19 protein-coding genes are annotated in these 19,215 nt (G+C 66.8%); 14 read left to right on the top strand and 5 right to left on the bottom strand.

All coding sequences use genetic code 11. The features are described 5' to 3' along the window. Positions 1-11 precede the first annotated feature (11 nt). Positions 12-362: a hypothetical protein gene (locus tag QM693_RS11910; protein ID WP_283352426.1), complete on the top strand. Its 351-nt coding sequence runs from the start codon at positions 12-14 to the stop codon at positions 360-362. Positions 363-375: 13 nt separating this feature from the next. On the opposite strand, the gene QM693_RS11905 is transcribed toward QM693_RS11910, so the two are convergent. Next, positions 376-1,770 (bottom strand): acyl-CoA dehydrogenase family protein, encoded by a 1,395-nt coding sequence (locus QM693_RS11905; protein ID WP_280781572.1) that lies wholly within the window; start codon positions 1,768-1,770, stop codon positions 376-378. 131 nt (positions 1,771-1,901) lie between these two features. On the opposite strand from QM693_RS11905, the gene QM693_RS11900 reads away from it, so the two are divergent. After that, the gene (locus QM693_RS11900) at positions 1,902-2,711 is read left to right on the top strand and encodes a class I SAM-dependent methyltransferase (RefSeq protein ID WP_283352425.1); all 810 of its coding nucleotides are present in this window, start codon (positions 1,902-1,904) and stop codon (positions 2,709-2,711) included. Positions 2,712-2,764: 53 nt separating this feature from the next. Further along, positions 2,765-3,433, top strand: a complete 669-nt coding sequence (locus tag QM693_RS11895) for a L,D-transpeptidase family protein (protein WP_283352424.1) — start codon at positions 2,765-2,767, stop codon at positions 3,431-3,433. Between the two features lie 60 nt (positions 3,434-3,493). Here QM693_RS11895 and QM693_RS11890 read toward each other — a convergent pair whose 3' ends face one another. Beyond that, on the bottom strand, positions 3,494-5,191 hold the full coding sequence (locus QM693_RS11890) for a fumarate hydratase (protein ID WP_005239073.1): 1,698 nt from the start codon (positions 5,189-5,191) through the stop codon (positions 3,494-3,496). Between the two features lie 177 nt (positions 5,192-5,368). On the opposite strand from QM693_RS11890, the gene QM693_RS11885 reads away from it, so the two are divergent. Then, positions 5,369-6,139: a CPBP family intramembrane glutamic endopeptidase gene (locus QM693_RS11885; RefSeq protein ID WP_283331326.1), complete on the top strand. Its 771-nt coding sequence runs from the start codon at positions 5,369-5,371 to the stop codon at positions 6,137-6,139. 9 nt (positions 6,140-6,148) lie between these two features. On the opposite strand, the gene QM693_RS11880 is transcribed toward QM693_RS11885, so the two are convergent. Together QM693_RS11880 and QM693_RS11875 are read right to left on the bottom strand one after the other, a co-directional pair. After that, entirely contained in the window at positions 6,149-7,393 is a 1,245-nt protein-coding gene (locus QM693_RS11880; protein ID WP_283352423.1) for an esterase/lipase family protein, read from the bottom strand. Positions 7,394-7,717: 324 nt separating this feature from the next. Next, positions 7,718-7,855, bottom strand: coding sequence for a hypothetical protein (locus QM693_RS11875; RefSeq protein ID WP_280781578.1), 138 nt, complete (start codon positions 7,853-7,855; stop codon positions 7,718-7,720). Positions 7,856-8,159: 304 nt separating this feature from the next. Here QM693_RS11875 and QM693_RS11870 point away from each other — a divergent pair, with 304 nt between their 5' ends. After that, complete coding sequence (locus QM693_RS11870; protein WP_280781579.1) at positions 8,160-8,678, top strand: OmpA family protein; 519 nt, start codon at positions 8,160-8,162, stop codon at positions 8,676-8,678. Positions 8,679-8,687: 9 nt separating this feature from the next. Here the strand turns inward: QM693_RS11870 and QM693_RS11865 are convergent, their stop codons facing one another. Further along, a complete protein-coding gene (locus QM693_RS11865; RefSeq protein WP_283352422.1) occupies positions 8,688-9,818 on the bottom strand; it encodes an NADH:flavin oxidoreductase in 1,131 nt (376 codons plus the stop codon). 138 nt (positions 9,819-9,956) lie between these two features. On the opposite strand from QM693_RS11865, the gene QM693_RS11860 reads away from it, so the two are divergent. The 9 genes from QM693_RS11860 (at position 9,957) to nuoD (ending at position 19,187) form a co-directional block, all read left to right on the top strand. Further along, on the top strand, positions 9,957-11,588 hold the full coding sequence (locus QM693_RS11860) for an amidohydrolase (protein ID WP_283352421.1): 1,632 nt from the start codon (positions 9,957-9,959) through the stop codon (positions 11,586-11,588). Next, a complete protein-coding gene (locus QM693_RS11855) occupies positions 11,585-12,988 on the top strand; it encodes a chloride channel protein (RefSeq protein ID WP_283352420.1) in 1,404 nt (467 codons plus the stop codon). Before QM693_RS11860 ends, QM693_RS11855 begins: the two co-directional genes overlap by 4 nt. A 42-nt stretch (positions 12,989-13,030) precedes the next feature. Then, entirely contained in the window at positions 13,031-13,930 is a 900-nt protein-coding gene (locus QM693_RS11850) for a restriction endonuclease (RefSeq protein ID WP_005253670.1), read from the top strand. 166 nt (positions 13,931-14,096) lie between these two features. Then, positions 14,097-15,305 carry a serine hydrolase domain-containing protein gene (locus QM693_RS11845; protein WP_280781583.1) on the top strand — a complete coding sequence of 403 codons (1,209 nt, stop codon included), beginning with the start codon at positions 14,097-14,099 and terminating at the stop codon, positions 15,303-15,305. Between the two features lie 106 nt (positions 15,306-15,411). Then, entirely contained in the window at positions 15,412-15,834 is a 423-nt protein-coding gene (locus tag QM693_RS11840; RefSeq protein ID WP_283352419.1) for an Rv3143 family two-component system response regulator, read from the top strand. Between the two features lie 218 nt (positions 15,835-16,052). Then, entirely contained in the window at positions 16,053-16,412 is a 360-nt protein-coding gene (locus tag QM693_RS11835; protein WP_005239104.1) for an NADH-quinone oxidoreductase subunit A, read from the top strand. Positions 16,413-16,461: 49 nt separating this feature from the next. After that, positions 16,462-17,016 carry a NuoB/complex I 20 kDa subunit family protein gene (locus QM693_RS11830; protein WP_005239105.1) on the top strand — a complete coding sequence of 185 codons (555 nt, stop codon included), beginning with the start codon at positions 16,462-16,464 and terminating at the stop codon, positions 17,014-17,016. Between the two features lie 132 nt (positions 17,017-17,148). After that, entirely contained in the window at positions 17,149-17,871 is a 723-nt protein-coding gene (locus QM693_RS11825; protein ID WP_411194572.1) for an NADH-quinone oxidoreductase subunit C, read from the top strand. After that, positions 17,871-19,187 carry an NADH dehydrogenase (quinone) subunit D gene (gene nuoD / locus QM693_RS11820; protein WP_283352418.1) on the top strand — a complete coding sequence of 439 codons (1,317 nt, stop codon included), beginning with the start codon at positions 17,871-17,873 and terminating at the stop codon, positions 19,185-19,187. The genes QM693_RS11825 and nuoD overlap by 1 nt, the downstream gene beginning before the upstream one ends. Positions 19,188-19,215 lie beyond the last annotated feature (28 nt).

Genomic DNA, 19,215 nt, shown 5'->3' with positions numbered 1-19,215 from the left:
AGGCTGCGGAGATGACCGTCGTCTACAACCTCTTCCTCGTCTGCCACCTGCTCGGCATGGCTGCCCTCGTCGGCGGTTATTTCGCGGTGCTCAAAGCGCCGCGGATCTCCGAGGTGATGGTGTGGGGTGCGCGGCTCCAGTTCGTGACGGGACTGATCCTGGTCGGGCTCGGCGAGGCGGTGCTGGACAAGGACTACAACCACGTCAAGATCGGCGTGAAGCTTCTGCTCTCACTGGTGGTGGTCGCGCTCGCCGAGATCGTCCGGGGCAAGCAGAAGAAGGGGCAGGAGAACCCGAACCTGGTCCACGTGACCGGTGGGCTCGGCATCGTCACCGTCTTGGTGGCCGCCCTCTGGACCTGATCTCGGGCGTGTATCACTTCTTCGGTGGGGCAAGTATTTTCATCGCCAGTCGCTGCGCGGACTCGGGCATCCGGTCTTTCATCGACATCGCGAACTCGCCCGCCTTCGTGCGCACGGACGTGCCCCTGCCGAACCGCCGGTTGAAGGCGGATCCCTCGGTCGGCTGATCGAAGTGGAGGGGCGGGGCCCCGTCCGCGGCGCCGAGTGCGCGCCCGATCACCATCCGCTGAATCTCGCTGGTGCCCTCGAAGATGGTGTACAGCTTGGCGTCCCGGTACCACTTCTCGACGGGGTGGTCGCTGATGTATCCCCACCCGCCCATCGTCTGCAGTGCGCGTTCCGTGGTCTTCACCGCGACCTCCGACGCCGCGAGTTTCGCCATCGAGCCCTCGCCGTGGCGGAACTCCACGCCCGCCGCCGCCATCCACGACGCCCGCCACGTGAGCAGTCGCGCGGCGTCGATCTGGGTTGCGAGGTCGGCCAGCGGAAACGCGATGCCCTGGTTGTCGATGATCGGGCCGCCGAACGCCTCGCGGCGGTTCGCGTACTCGGTGGCGTATTCGAGCGCGGCGCGGGCGATGCCCAGCGCCTGAGCGGCGACCATGGGGCGTGTCTGCTCGAACGTGCCGAGGGTGGCCGACTTCCGCCGGGGCGCGCCGGTGGCCACCTCCTCCTGCACCTCACGGGCCTTCCGCATGCGGTTTTGGAGCTTGTCGTCGCCGCCGAGCAGATGGTCGGAGGGGACCCGCACCTGATGGAATTTCAGCTCCGCCGTGTGCGACGCGCGGCAGCCCAGCTTGTCGAGCTTGCGGACGAGTTCGATACCCGGGCTTCCTCCGGGGATCACGAAGAGCGCCTGCCCGCGATGGCCCAGATCCGGATCGACGGTCGCGTTCACGACGTGCACGTCGGCGATGCCCCCATTGCCGATCCACATCTTGTGGCCCTCGATCACCCACTCGTCGCCGTCGCGCGTCGCGGTGGTCCGCAGATTGCGGACGTCGCTGCCGCCCTCGGGTTCCGAGATACACAGTGCGGCGAGTTTCAGGTTGCCGGGCTCGCCGAAGCATTCCGGTGCCCACCGCAGCATCTGCTCCGGCGTGGCGGCCTGCCCGATCGACGACAGCGCCAGCGCGGGCATCACGACGGCCAGCCCGATTCCGGCGCAACCCCAGAACAACTCCTCCATGAACAGCGGGAGGGACAGCCCGGTCGGGTCGCCGATGAGGTCGCGGTAGAACAGCGGACTGTAGAAGCCCTCTTGCGCGGCCTTCTCGAGAACGTCCCAGGGGAACTCCTGCGCGCGGTCGTGCTCGGCCGCCACCGGCCGGATGACATTCTCCGCGAAGGCGTGCGTCCGCTCGACGAGGTCTTTCTGCGCCGGTGTGAGAGCGAGGCTGAAAGTCATGGCAGTCCCTCGGTTGCCGCGTTGGTGTGCAACAACGTAACACTCACGACCCGCCGCTACCGGAATTCACGATATCTTGAAGGGTGAGAGGACTATCCCATTATCTGGTCGACATTGCTAGCGTCGAAGACATGAACGGCGACGAGACGGTCTACACCCACGGTCACGACGAATCGGTGCTGCGGAACCATCGGTGGCGCACCGCCGAGAACTCCGCCGGTTATCTGCTCCCGCACCTGCGCGCAGGCATGACCTTGCTCGACGTCGGGTGTGGGCCGGGCACGATCACCGCCGACCTCGCCGGACTCGTCGCACCCGGAGTCGTCACCGCCGTCGAGATGAACGACGAGGCGCTGTCCCTCGCCCGGAACGAGTTCGCGAAGCGGGGAGTCCCGAACGTCTTGACCGTGGTGTCGGATGTCCATGCCCTCGACTTTCCCGACGACAGCTTCGACATCGTGCACGCGCATCAGGTCCTGCAACACGTCGGTGACCCGGTGCAGGCACTGCGCGAGATGAAGCGAGTGTGCAAGCCCGGTGGGATCGTCGCCGCCCGCGATGCGGACTACGGCACCTTCACGTGGTTTCCGGCGACACCGGAACTCGACGAATGGCTGACGCTCTACAAGAAGATCGCTCGGGCGAACGGTGGTGAACCGGACGCCGGTCGACGCCTGCGGGCCTGGGCACATGGGGCGGGTCTCGGCGACGTCGTGAACACCGCGAGCACGTGGTGTTTCTCCTCCGACGAGGATCGCGAATGGTGGGGAGGATCCTGGGCCGATCGCTCGGTGCAGTCGAACTACGCGGACCGGGCGCTCGAACTGGGGCTCGCCAGCGGGGCGGACCTGGAACTCATCGCTGCGGGCTGGCGTTCGTGGGTGCGGGAGGACGACGGCTGGTTCGCGCTCCTGCACAGCGAGATCCTCTGCCGCGTGTAGTAGCGCGGGGGGAAAATCTCGCGACGAGTGCCCGAGGATGGAACACTCGCCCCATGACGACGTTACGGGTGGGTCGACTGTGGTTGGCGGGACTGATGGTGGCTCTGATCGGGCTGGTGCTCGTACCCGGCGCCTCCGCGGCACCGGACCGAGCAGTCTTCTCCGGCGCATCGGACCAGGTGATCACCGTCTACGCCACGTCCGCGGGGGCAGTGGTCGCCGAACTGACCGCCTGGGAACGGAATGCGGACGGCACGTGGCAGGTGTTCGCGGGCCCCGTCCCCGCCGACGTCGGCGCGGAAGGAATCGGCGCGGCGAACGAATTCTCCACCCGCACGCCTGCCGGTGTCTTCCCGCTGTCGCAGGCATTCGGCCGGCAGCCCGCACCTGAGACGGCGATGCCGTACTTCCAGTCCGATCGACGTGACTGGTGGGATGCGAATCCGCTCTCGCCGACCTACAACACGCACGTCCGTCAGGACGCGAGCCCCGGTGGGAACAGCGAGAACCTCTACGCGGCTGGACCGCTGTACGACTACGCGGTCGCGATCGGCTACAACGCCGCCCGCATTCCCGGCCTGGGTTCGGCGATGTTCCTGCACGTCACGGACGGCACCACCACCGAAGGGTGCGTCGCCATCGACCGCGACACGCTGACCTCACTCCTCGGCCGGCTCGACCCCGCGAAGAATCCGGTCATCGAGATCGCCGTAGGCGCGTAGCGCCCGTGCGCCTTTCTGGTTGCTCCAGCTACCAAAAAGGCGCACGGGCGGCGGAGCCGCCTACAGGCCGGGACGCTTGCCGATGGTGAGGGTGGGGGTGGAGACACCGGCGAAGAAGTCCTCGCCCTTGTCGTCGACCACGATGAACGCGGGGAAGTCCTCGACCTCGATCTTCCAGACCGCTTCCATGCCGAGTTCTTCGTACTCGACGATCTCGACCTTCTTGATGCAGTCGAGGGCGAGACGCGCCGCGGGACCGCCGATGGACCCGAGGTAGAAGCCGCCGTACGACTTGCACGCGTCGGTGACCTGCTTGGAGCGGTTGCCCTTCGCGAGCATCACCATCGAGCCGCCCGCGGCCTGGAACTGCTCCACGTAGGAGTCCATGCGACCGGCGGTGGTGGGTCCGAAGGAACCGGACGCCATGCCGTCGGGGGTCTTGGCCGGACCGGCGTAGTACACCGGGTGGTCCTTGAGGTACTGCGGCATGTCCTCGCCGGCGTCGAGTCGTTCCTTGATCTTGGCGTGGGCGATGTCGCGTGCGACGACGAGCGGGCCGGTCAGTGACAGCCGTGTCTTCACCGGGTGCTTGGACAGCTCGGCGAGGATCTCCGGCATCGGCTTGGTGAGGTCGATCTTCACGGCGGCGCCCTTGCCGGTGCCGGAGACGCCGTCGGTCTCGGCGTCGAGTTGGGCGTCGGTGACCTCGGGGAGGAACCGGCCGGGGTTGAATTCGAGCTGCTCGAGGAAGACGCCCTCGGGGGTGATCTTCGCCTTGGCCTGGCGGTCCGCCGAGCAGGACACGGCGAGAGCGACGGGCAGTGACGCGCCGTGGCGGGGCAGGCGGATGACGCGGACGTCGTGGCAGAAGTACTTGCCGCCGAACTGTGCGCCGATGCCGATCTGACGGGTCAGCTCGAGCACCTTCTCCTCGAGTTCCAGGTCGCGGAAGCCGCGGCCCGTGATCGCTCCCTCGTTGGGGAGTTCGTCGAGGTAGTGCGCGGACGCGTACTTGGCCGTCTTGAGCGCGAACTCCGCGGACGTGCCGCCGACGACGATCGCGAGGTGGTACGGCGGGCAGGCTGCGGTGCCGAGGGCGCGGATCTTCTCCTCGAGGAACCGCATCATGCCGTCCGGGTTCAGGATCGCCTTGGTCTCCTGGAACAGGTAGGACTTGTTGGCGCTGCCGCCGCCCTTGGCCATGTACAGGAATTTGTAGGCGTTCTCGTGGCCGGTCGCCGTGTCGGCGTAGAGCTCGATCTGGGCGGGGAGGTTGCTTCCGGTGTTCTTCTCGTCCCACATCGTGATCGGCGCGTTCTGCGAGTACCGCAGGTTGAGCCGGGTGTAGGCATCGTAGACGCCCCGGGCGATGGCCTTCTCGTCGTCGCCGGGGGTGAGGACGTGCTGGCCGCGCTTGCCCATGACGATCGCGGTGCCGGTGTCCTGGCACATCGGCAGCACGCCGGCCGCGGAGATGTTGGCGTTCTTGAGCAGATCCAGTGCCACGAACTTGTCGTTGCCCGATGCCTCGGGGTCGTCGAGGATGCTCGCGAGCTGCGTCAGATGGTCGCTGCGCAGGTAGTGCGAGATGTCGTGGAGTGCGGTCTCGGTGAGCAGGCGCAGCGCCTCGGGCTCGACGGACAGGAAGGTGCGGCCGTCGGGTCCTTCGACGGTCGACACCCCCTCGGTGGTCAGCAGCCGATATTCGGTGGGGTCCTCACCGATGGGCAGCAAGTCCTCGTAGAGGAAGTCGGCCATTCTATCTCCTGGACAGCGGGTTGTGTGAAGTTCGTATCCAGGCTAGACGCGGGCTCCGGCGGCCCTGTGACGCGGGGGCATGCTTCGACCTGCGCAGTGGCGTGGCTCACAGAGGTTTCACAGACGAATCCGTACACTTGACTTGATGCGTGTTCACGAACCAGATCGGCCGGCCGAATGACCCTTGAAGTCCAGTACGCCGGAGCTGTCGACGGCGAGACGTCCGGTGCACGCGCGAAGCGGCCCGTGCTGCATGCCTACCTCGACATCGCGATCGTGGTGGTCGTCCTCGTGGCCACGAATCTGATCGCACACTTCACCACCGCGTGGGCGAGCATCGCCACCGTTCCCATCGCCGCTGTCGTGCTGCTCGTGCTCACCCGCCGCCGCGGACTCGGCTGGGTCGAACTGGGGCTCTCGCCCCGGCACTGGCGAAAGGGTTCGTTGTACGCGCTGGCGGCGATGGGACTCGTGATCGGCGTCGTGGCGATCGGCGCGGCCCTGCCGATCACCCGCCCCTTCTTCATGGCCGACCGGTACGCCACCCTGTCCGGTGCGCTCGTCGCGTCGATGATCGTCATCCCGTTGCAGACCGTCATCCCCGAGGAGCTCGCGTTCCGCGGCGTGCTGCAGGGCACCCTCGGCCGGGTCTACGGCGCACGTGGCGTGTTCGCGGCCGGATCGCTGATGTTCGGTCTCTGGCACATCGCGTCGTCGCTGGGACTGACGTCGGGTAACAAGGGGCTATCCGGGTTCCTCGGAGGCGGGGTTGCCGGTCAGGTGCTGGGCATCCTGGGGGCGGTCGTCGCCACCGCCGCCGCGGGCGTCGTGTTCACCTGGCTCCGCCGCCGCAGCGGCAGTCTGATCGCGCCCATCGCGCTGCACTGGTCACTGAACGGTGCGGGCGCGCTCGCCGCCGCCATCGTGTGGCACACGACCATGGCCTGAGTCCGGACGTCAGCCGGCTTGCGGCGTGCCCAGCCATTCGAGCAGCTTCTCGTACACCGACTCGTGGTTGAGCATCGTGAAATGGTTCGCGGGCGCGAGGTGCATGCCGTGCTCGGCGCGGAAGCCGATCATCCGCGTCCTGTTCCGGCCGGACGCGCTCGGCACGAGCACCATGCCGTCGCCGAGCAGGCGACCCAGCGGATGCCTCGGGCTGCGCGTGATGGTCGCGGAGACGAAGTAGTACGTCACGCCGTCGAGGAGTGGGACCTCGCTGCACGCCGCGGCGCGGAGTGCGTCCGGATCGCGATCGCGCCAGTCCTCGTCGACGAGTGAACCCTGGTTCAGATCCCGGATGCCGGCGCTCCTTCTGCGCAGCAGCCCGGAGATCGCACGCGTCTCCGGCAGTGCGGCCAGGCCGGCACTCGCATAGTGGACGGCCTGCTCCAACGGGGCGCCGAGGTGGGGTGAGCCGAGACTCACGACGTGCCGAACCCGGTCCACCCACGGCCGGTCGTCGAGGAAGGCGATCCGGCAGGCGCTGCGGGCCACGAGGCCTCCCATGGAATGCCCGACGAGTGCGATCGACTCGACCTCGACCGGCCAGTTCTCGGTGACCGCGTCCAGAAGTTCGGACAGGCTCCTGCCGTTGTCCGAGATGTGCCTGCCGGAGTTGTACCGGATCTGCAGCGCCGTGTACCCCAGGTCGGTTCCGAGCCGTTCACCGTAGGTGGGACGGCGGCCCAGCGCCCACGCGTCCTCGGTCTCGACGAGTCCGTGCAGGAAGACGACGATGCGGCCGCCGGCGTGCGGGAAGGCGTCGGCGAGCGCGGATCTGTCCGGCGCGAGCGCGACACCGTTCACCCGTATCGCCAGGGGTTCGGCGAGCGGCGATCCCTCGGCTTCCAGTACGTCACCGATCAGCCCCTGGATCGCGGCGATGGCCTGGGCTCCGCGGCGTGTCTGGGACGGGGCGAGGTTCTCCGACGACGGGAGGTCGAAGAACCGACCTGCGAGGGAGCCGCCGAGACGCGCGGTGTCGGCGACAAGTGCGTACACGGCGCCCGAGATCTCGTCGTGGAGCAGCTTGGCAGGAAGGGCGTGGGAGCCGACGCCGAGCCGGACGCCGGCGAAGACGCGATCCGAGATCGCGCGGTGGATGCTGCCGATGCCGGTGGCGGCGCCTCCGATTTCCTCGAGGGCCAGCCGGGCGAGGGCCCGTACCTCGGAGCGGCGTCTGATCTGCGCATCGGTCACGAAATTTGAGTGTACGCATGTGCACTGAGATGTGCGCGTGTTACGGAAGTGTCGAGAATATGCAGTGCAGTCGATTATTTCGAGAATAAATCAACCGTGAAGCGGAAAACCTGATCTTCAACGCTCGGCTCAATTGGTCGCCCGACCAATTCCGGCGAAAATGCTGGTGACGCGGATAATGAACATGTTCACCCTGGGATTACTCGTCGTGATAGATACGTGATTGAGTCGATCGAAGGGCGCCCGCAACGCCGTGACGGGGTTCGCGCGCCTGGAGCGTGCGAACCCCGTCTCGGGTGTTCAAGTCTTGTGCCAGCGGAAATGCTAGCCAATCGTGGCCGAGGCCGCGGTTGCGGCGTCTGCGCCACCGCCCAATGCATCGGCGGAACCCGAGAAGAAGTCCAGGGCACCGGCGAGGTCGGAGAAGGCGGAGAAGAATTCGGACAGGAAGGCGAGATCCATGCTTTTAACTCCTTGCTCGGTTGTGGGCATTTATGTCGGCGCTGAGCGGGCGCCGGATTCATTCCTACCGTTATTGAAATGAGATCGCAATCCGAAGGTTTAACCGAAATGAAACGCGGGCTGAATTACCGGGTTCCGACCAGGTGAGAAGCCCGTGTCCGGATTCACATCCGACGACTCGGATCCCACGATGTGGGAGCCGGGACACTGCCCGAATACCGCCGTCGACGAGCGTCGGCGGGGCTATCCTCGTCCCACGACGTGTAGCGCCTTCCGGACATACCGACGTATAGGGGAATCCATCATGCGCAAGACAATCGTCACCGGTATCGCGGTCGCGGCCATCGCGCTGCTCGGCGCCGCCGGCTGTTCCGACGACTCGAACGAGGCCCCGATCGCGACCACGACGACCTCGTCGGCGTCCGAACGGGTGGAGGGCGCGATCAGCAGCGTGCAAGCCACGGCGTCGTCCGCCGTCAACACCGCGCGCGAGGCCACCCAGAACGCGATCAACTCGGCCATCGCGGCGGTCCCGATCGGATTCGAGTCGGGAACCGCCGAGCTCAACGCCGTCTCGGACGTGACGATCAAGGCGGTGGCCGCCGCGATGAAGGCCGGCGACAGCAAGATCGAGATCGAGGCGTACGCCACCAACTCGGACGAAGCGGCCGCCGAACTACTCGCCGATCAGCGCGCCCAGGCCGTCGCCAACGCGCTCGAAGCGCAGGGCGTCGACAAGGGCCGCATCTCGGTCGACGGAACGGCCAACCCGCCCGAAGGTGTCAACGTCGATCAGGCGAAGATCACCGTCGAGGACAGCTGACCGGCCCGGTCAGTGCAGGACCGCCCGGTGCTCGTTGCTGTACGGGATGTGCTCGGCGGTTCTGCCGTCGCGGAGTTTGAGCACCCACTCGGGATCGGACAGCAGTGCGCGGCCGACGGCCACGAGATCGAACTCGCCGTTCTCGTACTGCGCGAGCAGGCGGTCGATACCGGCGGTGTTCGACGCGCCGTCCGAGGTGAAGGCCGTCGTGAACACGTCGTCGAGACCCACCGAACCGACCGTGATGGTGGGTAGTCCGGTCAGCCGTTTGGTCCAACCCGCCAGACCGAGTTCCCCGTCGTCACCGGCCAGCTCGGGGAAGGCAGGTTCCCAGTGCCTGCGGGTGGAGGGGTGCAGCACGTCGACACCGGCGTCGACGAGGGGTGCGAGCACGGCCGCGAGTTCGTCGGGGGACTGCGCGATCCGCGAGTCGTAGTGGTTCGACTTCCACTGGCTGAAGCGGTAGACCATCGCGAAGTCCTCGCCGACGGCCTCGCGAATCGCTGCAACCACCTCGACGGGGAATCGGGTGCGGGCCTCGAGGGATCCGCCGTAGCCGTCGGAGCGGACGTTCGTCCGATCCCACAGGAACTGGTCGAGGAGGTAGCCGTGCGCCCCGTGCAGTTCGATGCCGTCGAAGCCCACGTCGCGCGCGTTGACGGCGGCCGCCACCCAGGCCTCGCGCAGCGCGTCGAGATCGGACGCGGTGAATTCGCGTCCCAGGCGGGTCCCGTCCAGGGCGAGTCCGGACGGGCTGGCGGTGATCACGTCCGGATTCATGCGGGGCTGCGGGCCGCGTTCGACGCCCAGATGCCACAGCTGCGGGATGATCTGCCCGCCCTCGTCGTGGACCGCGTCCACCACCGATTTCCAGCCCGCAAGGCTGTCCCGCCCGTAGAGGACCGGCACCCGGGTGTGCGATCCGGCGGCCGGGTCGGGAATGTACGTGCCCTCTGTGATGACGAGTCCGACCCCGCCCGCCGCGCGTCGGCGGTAGTACGCCGCCACATCGTCCCCGGGAACGCCGCCGGGGGAGAAAGCTCTGGTCATGGGTGCCATCGCGAAGCGGTTCCGTAGCCGGAGAGATTTGACGGCGAACGACTCGAAGAGCCCGTCCACGGGTAGCGGTGTTTCGGTCATGCCTGTCTGCAACTGATCTTGGTTACGCACTATTCCTGCGTACGGCCTGCTGTGTAGTTGTAATCTGAAGTCACAGTCGACACTCGCTGCCGGCGCGTGGGCTCTCGCCCACGCCCGGTCTGACGGGAGGGTGCACTGATGGGCACGAACGACGGAAAACCTGCCGATCTGGTGCTGTTCGGTGACGTGGTCACCATGAACGACGCCGCGCCACGCGCTCGGGCAGTCGCGGTGCGCGACGGGCGGATCGCCGCCGTCGGCAACGATTCCGCGGTGTTCCCGCTGATCGGACCGGCAACGATCACGGTCGACCTGCACCGCGCATGCATACTCCCGGGCTTCATCGAGGCGCACGGCCACCCGCTGAACTCCGCGGTGTTGCTCGGCGAACCGGTGGTGGACATCAGGCCGGTGACCATCGCCGATGCGGGGGAGGTGGTCGACGCCGTGCGCCGCGCCGTCGACGAACACCCCGACGGCGCCGTCCTCAACGGCTGGGATCCCCTGCTCCAGAAGGGACTGCCCGAACCGACCCGTGAATGGCTCAATTCGATCGCTCCCGACACGTCCCTGGTGATCCTGCACAACACCGGCCACGTGGCCTACTTCAACGACGTCGCCGCGCGGGATTCCGGATTGACCAAGGACACGCCGGACCCCGAGGGCGGTAGTTTCGGCCGCGACGAGTCGGGTGAACTGGACGGTTCGGCGTTCGAGGCGCCCGCGGTGATGGCGGTGGCCGCCACGATCCTCGCCGGCGCCAGCACCCGGCTCCCGGAGCTCCTCGCCGCGGAATGCGCGCGGATGAACGCGGCAGGGATCACCACCGCCAGTGAGATGGCGTTCGACCCACGCTTCCGTAGCGCCCTGACCGCGTTCGCGCGGTCCGGCGCTCTCACCACCCGGCTGCGGCTGTACGAGATGTCGAACCCGGAGCGCGCCACGGACGTGTCACCCGGAGTCGGAAACGACCTGCTGCGCCAGGTGGGCATCAAGATCTGGTCGGACGGCTCGCCGTGGGTGGGCAACGCCGCCACCAGCTTTCCGTACCTCGACACGGACGTCACCCGGTCGCTCGGCCTCGCCGGAACGCGTGGTGAGGCCAATTACACGACGGACGAGATTCTCGAGATCAGCAAGCCGTACTTCGAGAAAGGCTGGCAGATCTCCTGTCACGCCAACGGCGACGCCGCGGTCACCCTGGTACTCGACGCATGGGAGCGGATGCTGGCCGACTCCCCACGTGAAGATCACCGGCTCCGGCTCGAGCACGTCGGTGCGATGACCCCGGACCAGTTCCGCCGAGCGACCGAACTCGGCGTCACGTGCAGCATTTTCGTCGACCACCTCTACTACTGGGGCGACGTCCTCGTCGACGATCTGTTCGGTCTCGAGCGCGGAGCACGTTGGGCGGCTGCAGGTTCCGCGATCAAGGCGGGGCAGCGGATCTCGTTCCACAACGACGGCCCGGTCACCCCGACAAACCCGCTGCGCAACATCGCCGACGCCGTCACCCGCCGCACCCGGTCGGGACGTGTGCTCGCTCCCGAGGAACGGATCTCCGTCCCGGACGCCCTGCGGGCCGAGACGATCAACTCGGCGTGGCACCTCCGGAGTGAGGACGCCATCGGGGCGATCGTCCCCGGTATGCACGCCGATCTCGTCGTGTTGTCGGCCAATCCACTGCTGGTGGATCCCGACGACATCGCGGACCTCGAGGTGCTCGCCACGATCCTGGAGGGTCGGACGGTCTTCGGGAAGCTGGAGTGATCCGGGTGGCGCCCGGGTCGAGGGCTCTGCGGTCGATCGGGACGTCAGCCGGAAAGTGGATCCGGACTTCGGGTTACACCCGCAAATGGCTGGTTCTCGGCGTCGTGATCGGGATCGTCGCCGGGCTCGGAGCGGTCGTGTTCTACGTCGCGCTGAGGGAGGCGACGCAACTGCTGATCGTCGGCATCGGGGGCTACACCCCGCCCACTGCGGCGGGCGATGGTGGGGCGGTCGGCAGCCGGGAGTTCACGAGACCGTGGGCGATCCCGCTCGTGGTGTGCCTGGGTGGTCTGGTGTCGGGCATCATCGTGTTCACGCTGGCGCCGGAGGCCGAGGGGCACGGCACCGACGCGGCGATCGACGCCGTTCACCGGGACCCTCGGATGATCCGCGTCCGCGTCGTCCTCGTGAAGCTGGTCGCGTCCGCGATCACAATCGGGTCCGGCGGGTCCGGCGGTCGCGAGGGACCCACCGCGCAGATCTCGGCGGGTTTCGGATCGCTTCTCGCCCGCAGGCTGGACCTGTCCGCACGGGACGGTCGGATCGCCGTGGCGATCGGGATCGGCTCCGGCATCGGCGCGATCTTCGGGGCCCCGCTCGGCGGCGCGGTGTTGTGCTGCACGATTCCCTACAAGGAAGACTTCGATTTCGAGGTGCTCGTGCCGGCGCTGGTCACGTCGATCGTCAGCTACACCGTGTTCGGCAGCTTCCTCGGTTTCGGTCCACTGTTCGGGTATGCCGCTCAGGACTACGTCTTCGACACCCCGGTCCAGCTGGTGTGGTTCGCGCTCATCGGTGTGCTCGGCGGCCTGATCGGATTGCTGTACAGCGGGACGTTCTACACGGCCGTCGATCTCACCCACCGGCTGCCCGGCAGCCGGATCGTCAAACCGGCGGTCGGCGGACTGCTCGTCGGGCTGATGGCGCTCGTGTTGCCGGAGGTGCTGGGCAGCGGTTACGGCTGGATCCAGCAGTCGATGGCCCGCGGCGACCTCACGGCCATCCCGCTGTGGGTGGTGCTGCTGTTGCCGTTCGCGAAGATTCTCGCGACGTCGCTGTCCATCGGCTCGGGGGGATCGGGCGGCATCTTCGGCCCGGGAATGGTGATCGGGGCGTTCACCGGCGCCGCGGTGTGGCGACTGCTGGAACCGATCGCCCCGGGCGTCCCCGACAATCCGGCGCCCTTCGTCATCGTCGGAATGATGGCCTGCTTCGGGAGCATCGCCCGCGCGCCGCTCGCGGTGATGCTGATGGTCGCGGAGATGACGGGAAGCGTCGGTGTGCTGGTGCCGGGGATGATCGCCGTCGGCCTCGCCTATCTCATCGTGCGCCGATCGGGGAAGACGATCTACCGGGCGCAGCTCGAGAACCGCGCGGAGGCTCGGCTCGCCCCGGGATGATCGGATCGGGGTCCGTGTGTGGAGGGCCGGGTGGATTCCGGCATGCTTGTGGCCATGACTGTTCACGTTCCTCAGTACGTCGACCTCCTCTGGCCAGCGCTTCAGGCTGCCATTGCTCTCGGTGGTTCGGCGTCCAATGAGGAACTCGACAGCGCCGTCGTTGAGCGAGAAGGACTTTCGTCCGACGTGCAGGGGGTGCTGCACGGTGACGGTCCGAGCACCGAGATCGAGTACCGCTTGGCGTGGGCACGCACCTACCTCAAGGGGATGGGTCTGCTCACGAACAGCCGGCGCGGGGTGTGGAGCGTGACGGAGAAGGGCCGCGAGGTCGCCGAGAGCGAGATCCGCCCCCTGCACGCCGAGTTCTCCGCCGAGAACCGCAAGAAGAATGCTGCCCGCAAATCGGCGAAGGCGGCGTCCCGACGCAACGACGAACCGGATGCCAACATCGCCGAGGCCGAGAACGACGCCGACTGGAAGGACCTCCTGCTCGACACGGTCCTGAAGATGTCGCCGCCCGCGTTCGAGCGGCTGACCCAGCGGTTGCTGCGGGAGGCCGGGTTCTCGAGCGCATCCGTCACCGGTCGCGGCGGCGACGGGGACATCGAGGGACTCGGCGTGTACCAGTTGTCGCTGCTCAGTTTCCCCGTGTTCTTCCAGTGCAAGCGCTACAGCGGCAGCGTCGGGGCGGGTGCGGTGCGCGATTTCCGCGGCGCGATGGCGGGCCGCGGCGAGAAGGGCCTGCTCATCACCACCGGAACCTTCACCGGTGACGCCCGCACGGAGTCCAAGAGGGACGGTGCGCCGCCGATCGACCTCATCGACGGCGACCGGCTGTGCGACCTGTTGAAGGAGCATTCACTGGGTGTCCAGACCACCACGCGTCTCGTCGAGGACGTCGAGGTCAGGTCCGATTATTTCCACTCGCTGGAGCCGAAATGACGAGCGCCGGGTCACCTACCCGGCGCCCGGACACTCTTTCCCGTTGCGGTATGGCCACGAAGCGATCACGCAGGCCCTGAAGCGGTGCCGACAGCGTCTTCTCGTGTGTAAAGAGGAGGTTAAATACACATGTCGCTGACGTGAAAGACGATCGAGGGAAGTCGTAATGACGACCACGGCGCCGTGGCCGTTGAAGGGCCACAGGGCACGGCCGCCCGCCGGGATGCTCGCGGACCGTCGCTTCGGGATGCTCGTCGACCAGTTCTTCCGACTTTTCCACGACAGCAGCCAGGGCGGCGGCGCGCTGGCCGTCTATCTCCACGGTGAACCGGTCGTCGACGTGTGGGCAGGATGGGCCAGCCGCGACACGTTCTGGCAGGACGACACCGTCACCCTCACGTTCTCCACCGGCAAGGGTGTCGCGTCCACCGTGCTGCACCGTCTCGCGGGACGTGGGATCGTCGACTACGACACGCCGGTGGCGCAGTACTGGCCCGAGTTCGCCGCCGAGGGCAAGGACGAGATCACGGTGCGCGAACTGCTGTCGCATCGCGCCGGGCTGCACCGGGTACGCGGGCTCGTGCCCGGACCGCTGAGTCTGATGGACCATTCCCTGGTCAGCGCCGCACTGGCCGCGGCGACCCCGGATCAGCGGCGGCTGAAGGTCCCCGGCTATCACGCGGTGACGTTCGGTTCGCTCGTCGCCGAACTGACGTCCCGCGCGGCCGGGAAACCCTTCACGGAACTGGTCCGCACCGAGGTCGCCGAACCGCTCGGGGTGAAGGAGTTCTGGTACGAGGTGCCGCCGGCCGAGCGTGCCCGGATCGCGAGGACCTTCCCGCACATCAACCCGTTCGGCGTTCCGTGGGGTGCCACGTCGTTCGCGATGTCGCGGCTGCCCGGTCTGCGCAACGTGGCCGACGCCGGCATGCCCGCCGGATTCGATGCCCTCGTCCGCAACCCCGCGATCCACGACAGCGTGATGCCCGGGTGGAACGGCGTGTTCAGCGCCCGCGCGCTGGCGCGGATGTACGGGGCGCTGGCGAACGGCGGAACCGTCGGCGGTGGGGAGTTCCTCCCGCCGGACGTCGTGGCGCAGCTGAGTCAGGTGCAGACGACGGCCCGCGACTACGTCCTGGGCATTCCGATGAACTGGCGGCTCGGCTACCACGCGGGGATGGTGGCACGCCGCAGGCAGCCGTCGAATACTTTCGGGCACTACGGGTTGGGTGGGTCGGGTGCGTTCGCCGACGCCGACTCCGGGCTGTCGATCGCCTTCGTCACCAACCGGCTCGGCAACATGCTGACCCCCATCGCAGATCTCCGCCTGCCGAAGCTCGGCTCGACGGCGCTCGCCATCGCCGAGAAGCTGTAGCCGGGCGGCTCGCGCCGCCGGTGGAACCAATTCGATGTCGACGCGCCGTTTTTCGATCGACGCGAGCCGCCGGTCTGGAGGGCGGGGTACCGGTAGCATCGGGTCCGTGACCGACGCGACCGCCCACACCAGCCGTCCTGATCGGTTGCGTGTCCTCGTCTACAGCGACGATGCGAACACCCGCCAGAAGGTCGTTCTGGCGCTGGGGACGCGTCCGCACCCCGACCTTCCGGAGTTGGAGTACGTCGAGGTGGCGACCGCAGCCGTGGTGATCCGGCAGATGGATGCCGGCGGTATCGACCTTGCCGTCCTCGATGGGGAAGCGGTGCCCGCGGGCGGGATGGGGATCGCGAAGCAGTTGAAGGACGAGATCGACGACTGCCCCCCGATCCTGGTCCTGACCGGCCGCCCGGACGACGCCTGGCTGGCCACCTGGTCGCGGGCCGAGGCCGCGGTGCCGCACCCGCTCGACCCGATCCGGTTGTCCGAAGCGGTCATAGCGCTGCTGCGCACCCGCCTCTCAGCTTAGGCTCGCCTGACTCCGTTTCCCGCCGCGTGAAGGTGCATCGAGCGCCTGTGCCGCAGGGGTTTTCCGTGCTTCGAGATCGCCTGGAACTCGCACGGTCAAATCGACCGGGCTCGACGACTTCCCTTGTACGCTGTGGCATAACTCACAAGAGCGTAGCTTCGGAAACGACCGTCCGGGAATCGGGCGGACAGGCTCGGGAAGAGGGGAGCTGAGACGGCGTGAATGTCTATGTGCCGATCCTCGTGCTCGGGGCGATTGCGGTCGCGTTCGCGGTCTTCTCCGTGATCGTGGCGAGGATCGTCGGTCCGAGGCGCTACAACCGTGCCAAGCTCGACGCCTACGAGTGCGGCATCGAGCCGACACTCTCGCCTCTGGGTGCCGGCCGCATCCCGGTGAAGTATTACCTGACGGCCATGCTCTTCATCATTTTCGACATCGAGATCGTGTTCCTCTATCCGTGGGCAGTTCACTTCGATGCTCTCGGCTTCTTCGGTCTCGGGGCCATGGCCCTGTTCATCTTCAACGTCTCCGTCGCCTACGCGTACGAGTGGCGGCGTGGCGGTCTCAGTTGGGACTGATCGGTCCCGTCAGCGATCCAAAAGCTAAGTCGGAAGAGAAGAGTCGGATATGGGCATCGAGGAGAAGCTGCCGAGCGGCTTCCTGCTGACCACGGTCGAAGGGCTCGCGGGCTATGTCCGCAAGGGCTCGCTGTGGCCGGCGAGTTTCGGGCTCGCCTGCTGCGCGATCGAGATGATGGCCACCGCAGGCGGACGCTTCGACATCGCCCGTTTCGGCATGGAGGCGTTCCGGGCGTCGCCGCGGCAGGCGGACCTGATGATCGTGGCGGGCCGGGTGAGTCAGAAGATGGCGCCGGTGCTTCGGCAGATCTACGACCAGATGGTGGAGCCGAAGTGGGTGCTGGCGATGGGCGTCTGCGCGTCGTCGGGCGGCATGTTCAACAACTACGCGATCGTGCAAGGCGTCGACCACATCGTGCCGGTGGACATCTATCTGCCGGGGTGCCCGCCGAGGCCCGAGATGCTGCTGAACGCGATCCTCACCTTGCACGAGAAGATCCAGCAGATGCCGCTCGGCGTTCACCGCGAGGAAGTGGCGCGGGCGGCGGAGCAGGCGGCGCTGGCCGCCACCCCCACCATCCAGATGAAGGGCCTCCTGAGATGACCGGCGCGGAAACGAGGGAGCGAAGCGAACCGGGCAGGTTGGAGCCGGGCCGTGGTTCGAGGGAGCGAAGCGAACCGAGCGGTTGGTGCCGGGGCCGTGCGGTCTGGACTGAGGAGCGAGGGAGCGTAGCGAGTGAGTGACGAAGGAAGACCGCACGACCAAGCCCCGGCACCCGCGAGCAAAGCGAGCCATGTCCCAGAACAGATCGGTGTGCGCAAGGGACTGTTCGGGGTGCGGGGTAGTGGGGATACGTCGGGGTATGGGCGGTTGGTGCGTCCGGTGTTGTTGCCGGGGAGTACGCCGCGGCCGTATGGCGGGTATTTCGACGAGGTCGCGGATGGGCTGGGGGCGGCGTTGGCGGACTCGGGTGTGGGTTTCGAGGTGGCGATCGAGTCGGTTGTGGTGTTTCGGGGTGAGGTGACGTTCGGTGTGCGGCGGGAGTTTTTGCCGTTGGTGGCGCGGGCATTGCGTGATGAGCCGGATCTGCGGTTCGAGATGTGTCTGGGTGTGAATGGTGTGCATTTCCCGCAGGATGCGGGCCGGGAGTTGCATGCGGTGTATCCGTTGTTGTCGATCACGCACAATCGTCGGATTCGTTTGGAGGTGGCGGCACCGGATGCGGATCCGCACATCCCGTCGTTGTATGAGGTGTATCCGACGAATGATTGGCACGAGCGGGAGACGTACGACTTCTTCGGGATCGTGTTCGATGGTCATCCGTCGTTGACCCGGATCGAGATGCCGGATGACTGGCCGGGTCATCCGCAGCGGAAGGACTATCCGCTCGGCGGCATTCCCGTCGAGTACAAGGGCGCGGAGATCGCGCCGCCGGACGAGCGGCGGGGGTACAACTGATGAGCGAGGACACGGTTTTCACTGTCGCCGGTCAGGACTGGGACGAGGTCGTCGATGCGGTGAAGGCGTCGTCGGGTGATGCGGGTTCGGAGGGCGCCGAGGAGCGGATCGTCGTCAATATGGGTCCGCAGCATCCGTCGACGCACGGGGTGTTGCGGCTCATCTTGGAGATCGAGGGTGAGACGGTCACGGAGGCCCGGTGCGGTATCGGTTATCTGCATACGGGGATCGAGAAGAACCTCGAGTATCGGACGTGGACGCAGGGCGTGACGTTCGTGACGCGGATGGATTACCTGTCGCCGTTCTTCAACGAGACGGCGTATTGCCTCGGTGTGGAGAAGTTGCTGGACATCACGGATGAGGTGCCGGAGCGGGCGAGTGTCATCCGGGTGATGTTGATGGAGCTCAACCGCATCTCCTCGCATCTGGTGGCGTTGGCCACGGGTGGTATGGAGTTGGGGGCGGTCACGGCGATGTTGTTCGGTTTCCGGGAACGTGAGCTGGTTCTGGACGTGTTCGAGATGATCACGGGTCTCCGCATGAATCATGCGTATATCCGGCCGGGCGGGTTGTCGCAGGATCTGCCGGAGGGTGCGGTGGAGAAGGTGCGCGAGTTGCTCGCGTTGATGCCGGAACGGCTGCGGGACATGGAGAATCTGCTCAACGACAACCGCATCTGGAAGGGGCGTACGCAGGATATCGGGTATCTCGATCTCACGGGGTGCATGGCGCTCGGTATCACGGGTCCGATGCTGCGGGCGACGGGTCTGCCGCACGATCTGCGGAAGTCGCAGCCGTATTGCGGTTACGAGAATTACGAGTTCGACGTCAGTACCGATACGGGGTGTGACGCGTACGGCCGCTATTTGATCCGGGTCGACGAGATGAAGGAGTCGCTGAAGATCGTCGAGCAGTGCCTCGACAAGTTGCGACCGGGCCCGATCATGGCGGAGGACAAGAAGATCGCGTGGCCGGCGGATCTGACGTTGGGTCCCGACGGTCTGGGTAATTCGCCCGGGCACGTCCGCGAGATCATGGACTCTTCGATGGAGTCGCTGATTCATCACTTCAAGTTGGTGACGGAGGGTTTCCGGGTGCCGCCGGGGCAGGTGTATGTGGCGGTGGAGTCGCCACGGGGTGAGCTCGGTGTGCACATGGTGAGCGACGGCGGCACCCGCCCGTTCCGGGTGCATTTCCGGGATCCGTCGTTCACGAACTTGCAGTCGGTGGCGGCTACGTGTGAGGGCGGCATGGTTGCGGATGTCATTGCGGCGGTTGCGAGCATCGATCCGGTGATGGGGGGCGTGGACCGATGAGGCCCCTGCCAAGGAGCTCGGTGGGTGG

The sequence above is a fragment of the Rhodococcus sp. IEGM 1305 genome, assembly GCF_030058635.1.
Classification (GTDB): domain Bacteria; phylum Actinomycetota; class Actinomycetes; order Mycobacteriales; family Mycobacteriaceae; genus Rhodococcus_F; species Rhodococcus_F opacus_D.
This window is presented reverse-complemented; position numbering and strand designations above follow the sequence as displayed.

Bases quoted from the DNA above. Each gene is read 5' to 3' on its own strand.
- QM693_RS11860 (WP_283352421.1), top strand. From the start codon at position 9,957: ATGGGCACGAACGACGGAAAACCTGCCGATCTGGTGCTGTTCGGTGAC.
- QM693_RS11845 (WP_280781583.1), top strand. From the start codon at position 14,097: ATGACGACCACGGCGCCGTGGCCGTTGAAGGGCCACAGGGCACGGCCG.
- QM693_RS11830 (WP_005239105.1), top strand. From the start codon at position 16,462: ATGGGCATCGAGGAGAAGCTGCCGAGCGGCTTCCTGCTGACCACGGTC.
- QM693_RS11875 (WP_280781578.1), bottom strand. From the start codon at position 7,855: ATGGATCTCGCCTTCCTGTCCGAATTCTTCTCCGCCTTCTCCGACCTC.
- QM693_RS11885 (WP_283331326.1), top strand. From the start codon at position 5,369: ATGACCCTTGAAGTCCAGTACGCCGGAGCTGTCGACGGCGAGACGTCC.
- nuoD (WP_283352418.1), top strand. From the start codon at position 17,871: ATGAGCGAGGACACGGTTTTCACTGTCGCCGGTCAGGACTGGGACGAG.
- QM693_RS11890 (WP_005239073.1), bottom strand. From the start codon at position 5,191: ATGGCCGACTTCCTCTACGAGGACTTGCTGCCCATCGGTGAGGACCCC.
- QM693_RS11895 (WP_283352424.1), top strand. From the start codon at position 2,765: ATGACGACGTTACGGGTGGGTCGACTGTGGTTGGCGGGACTGATGGTG.
- QM693_RS11865 (WP_283352422.1), bottom strand. From the start codon at position 9,818: ATGACCGAAACACCGCTACCCGTGGACGGGCTCTTCGAGTCGTTCGCC.
- QM693_RS11905 (WP_280781572.1), bottom strand. From the start codon at position 1,770: ATGACTTTCAGCCTCGCTCTCACACCGGCGCAGAAAGACCTCGTCGAG.
- QM693_RS11850 (WP_005253670.1), top strand. From the start codon at position 13,031: ATGCTTGTGGCCATGACTGTTCACGTTCCTCAGTACGTCGACCTCCTC.
- QM693_RS11900 (WP_283352425.1), top strand. From the start codon at position 1,902: ATGAACGGCGACGAGACGGTCTACACCCACGGTCACGACGAATCGGTG.
- QM693_RS11910 (WP_283352426.1), top strand. From the start codon at position 12: ATGACCGTCGTCTACAACCTCTTCCTCGTCTGCCACCTGCTCGGCATG.
- QM693_RS11870 (WP_280781579.1), top strand. From the start codon at position 8,160: ATGCGCAAGACAATCGTCACCGGTATCGCGGTCGCGGCCATCGCGCTG.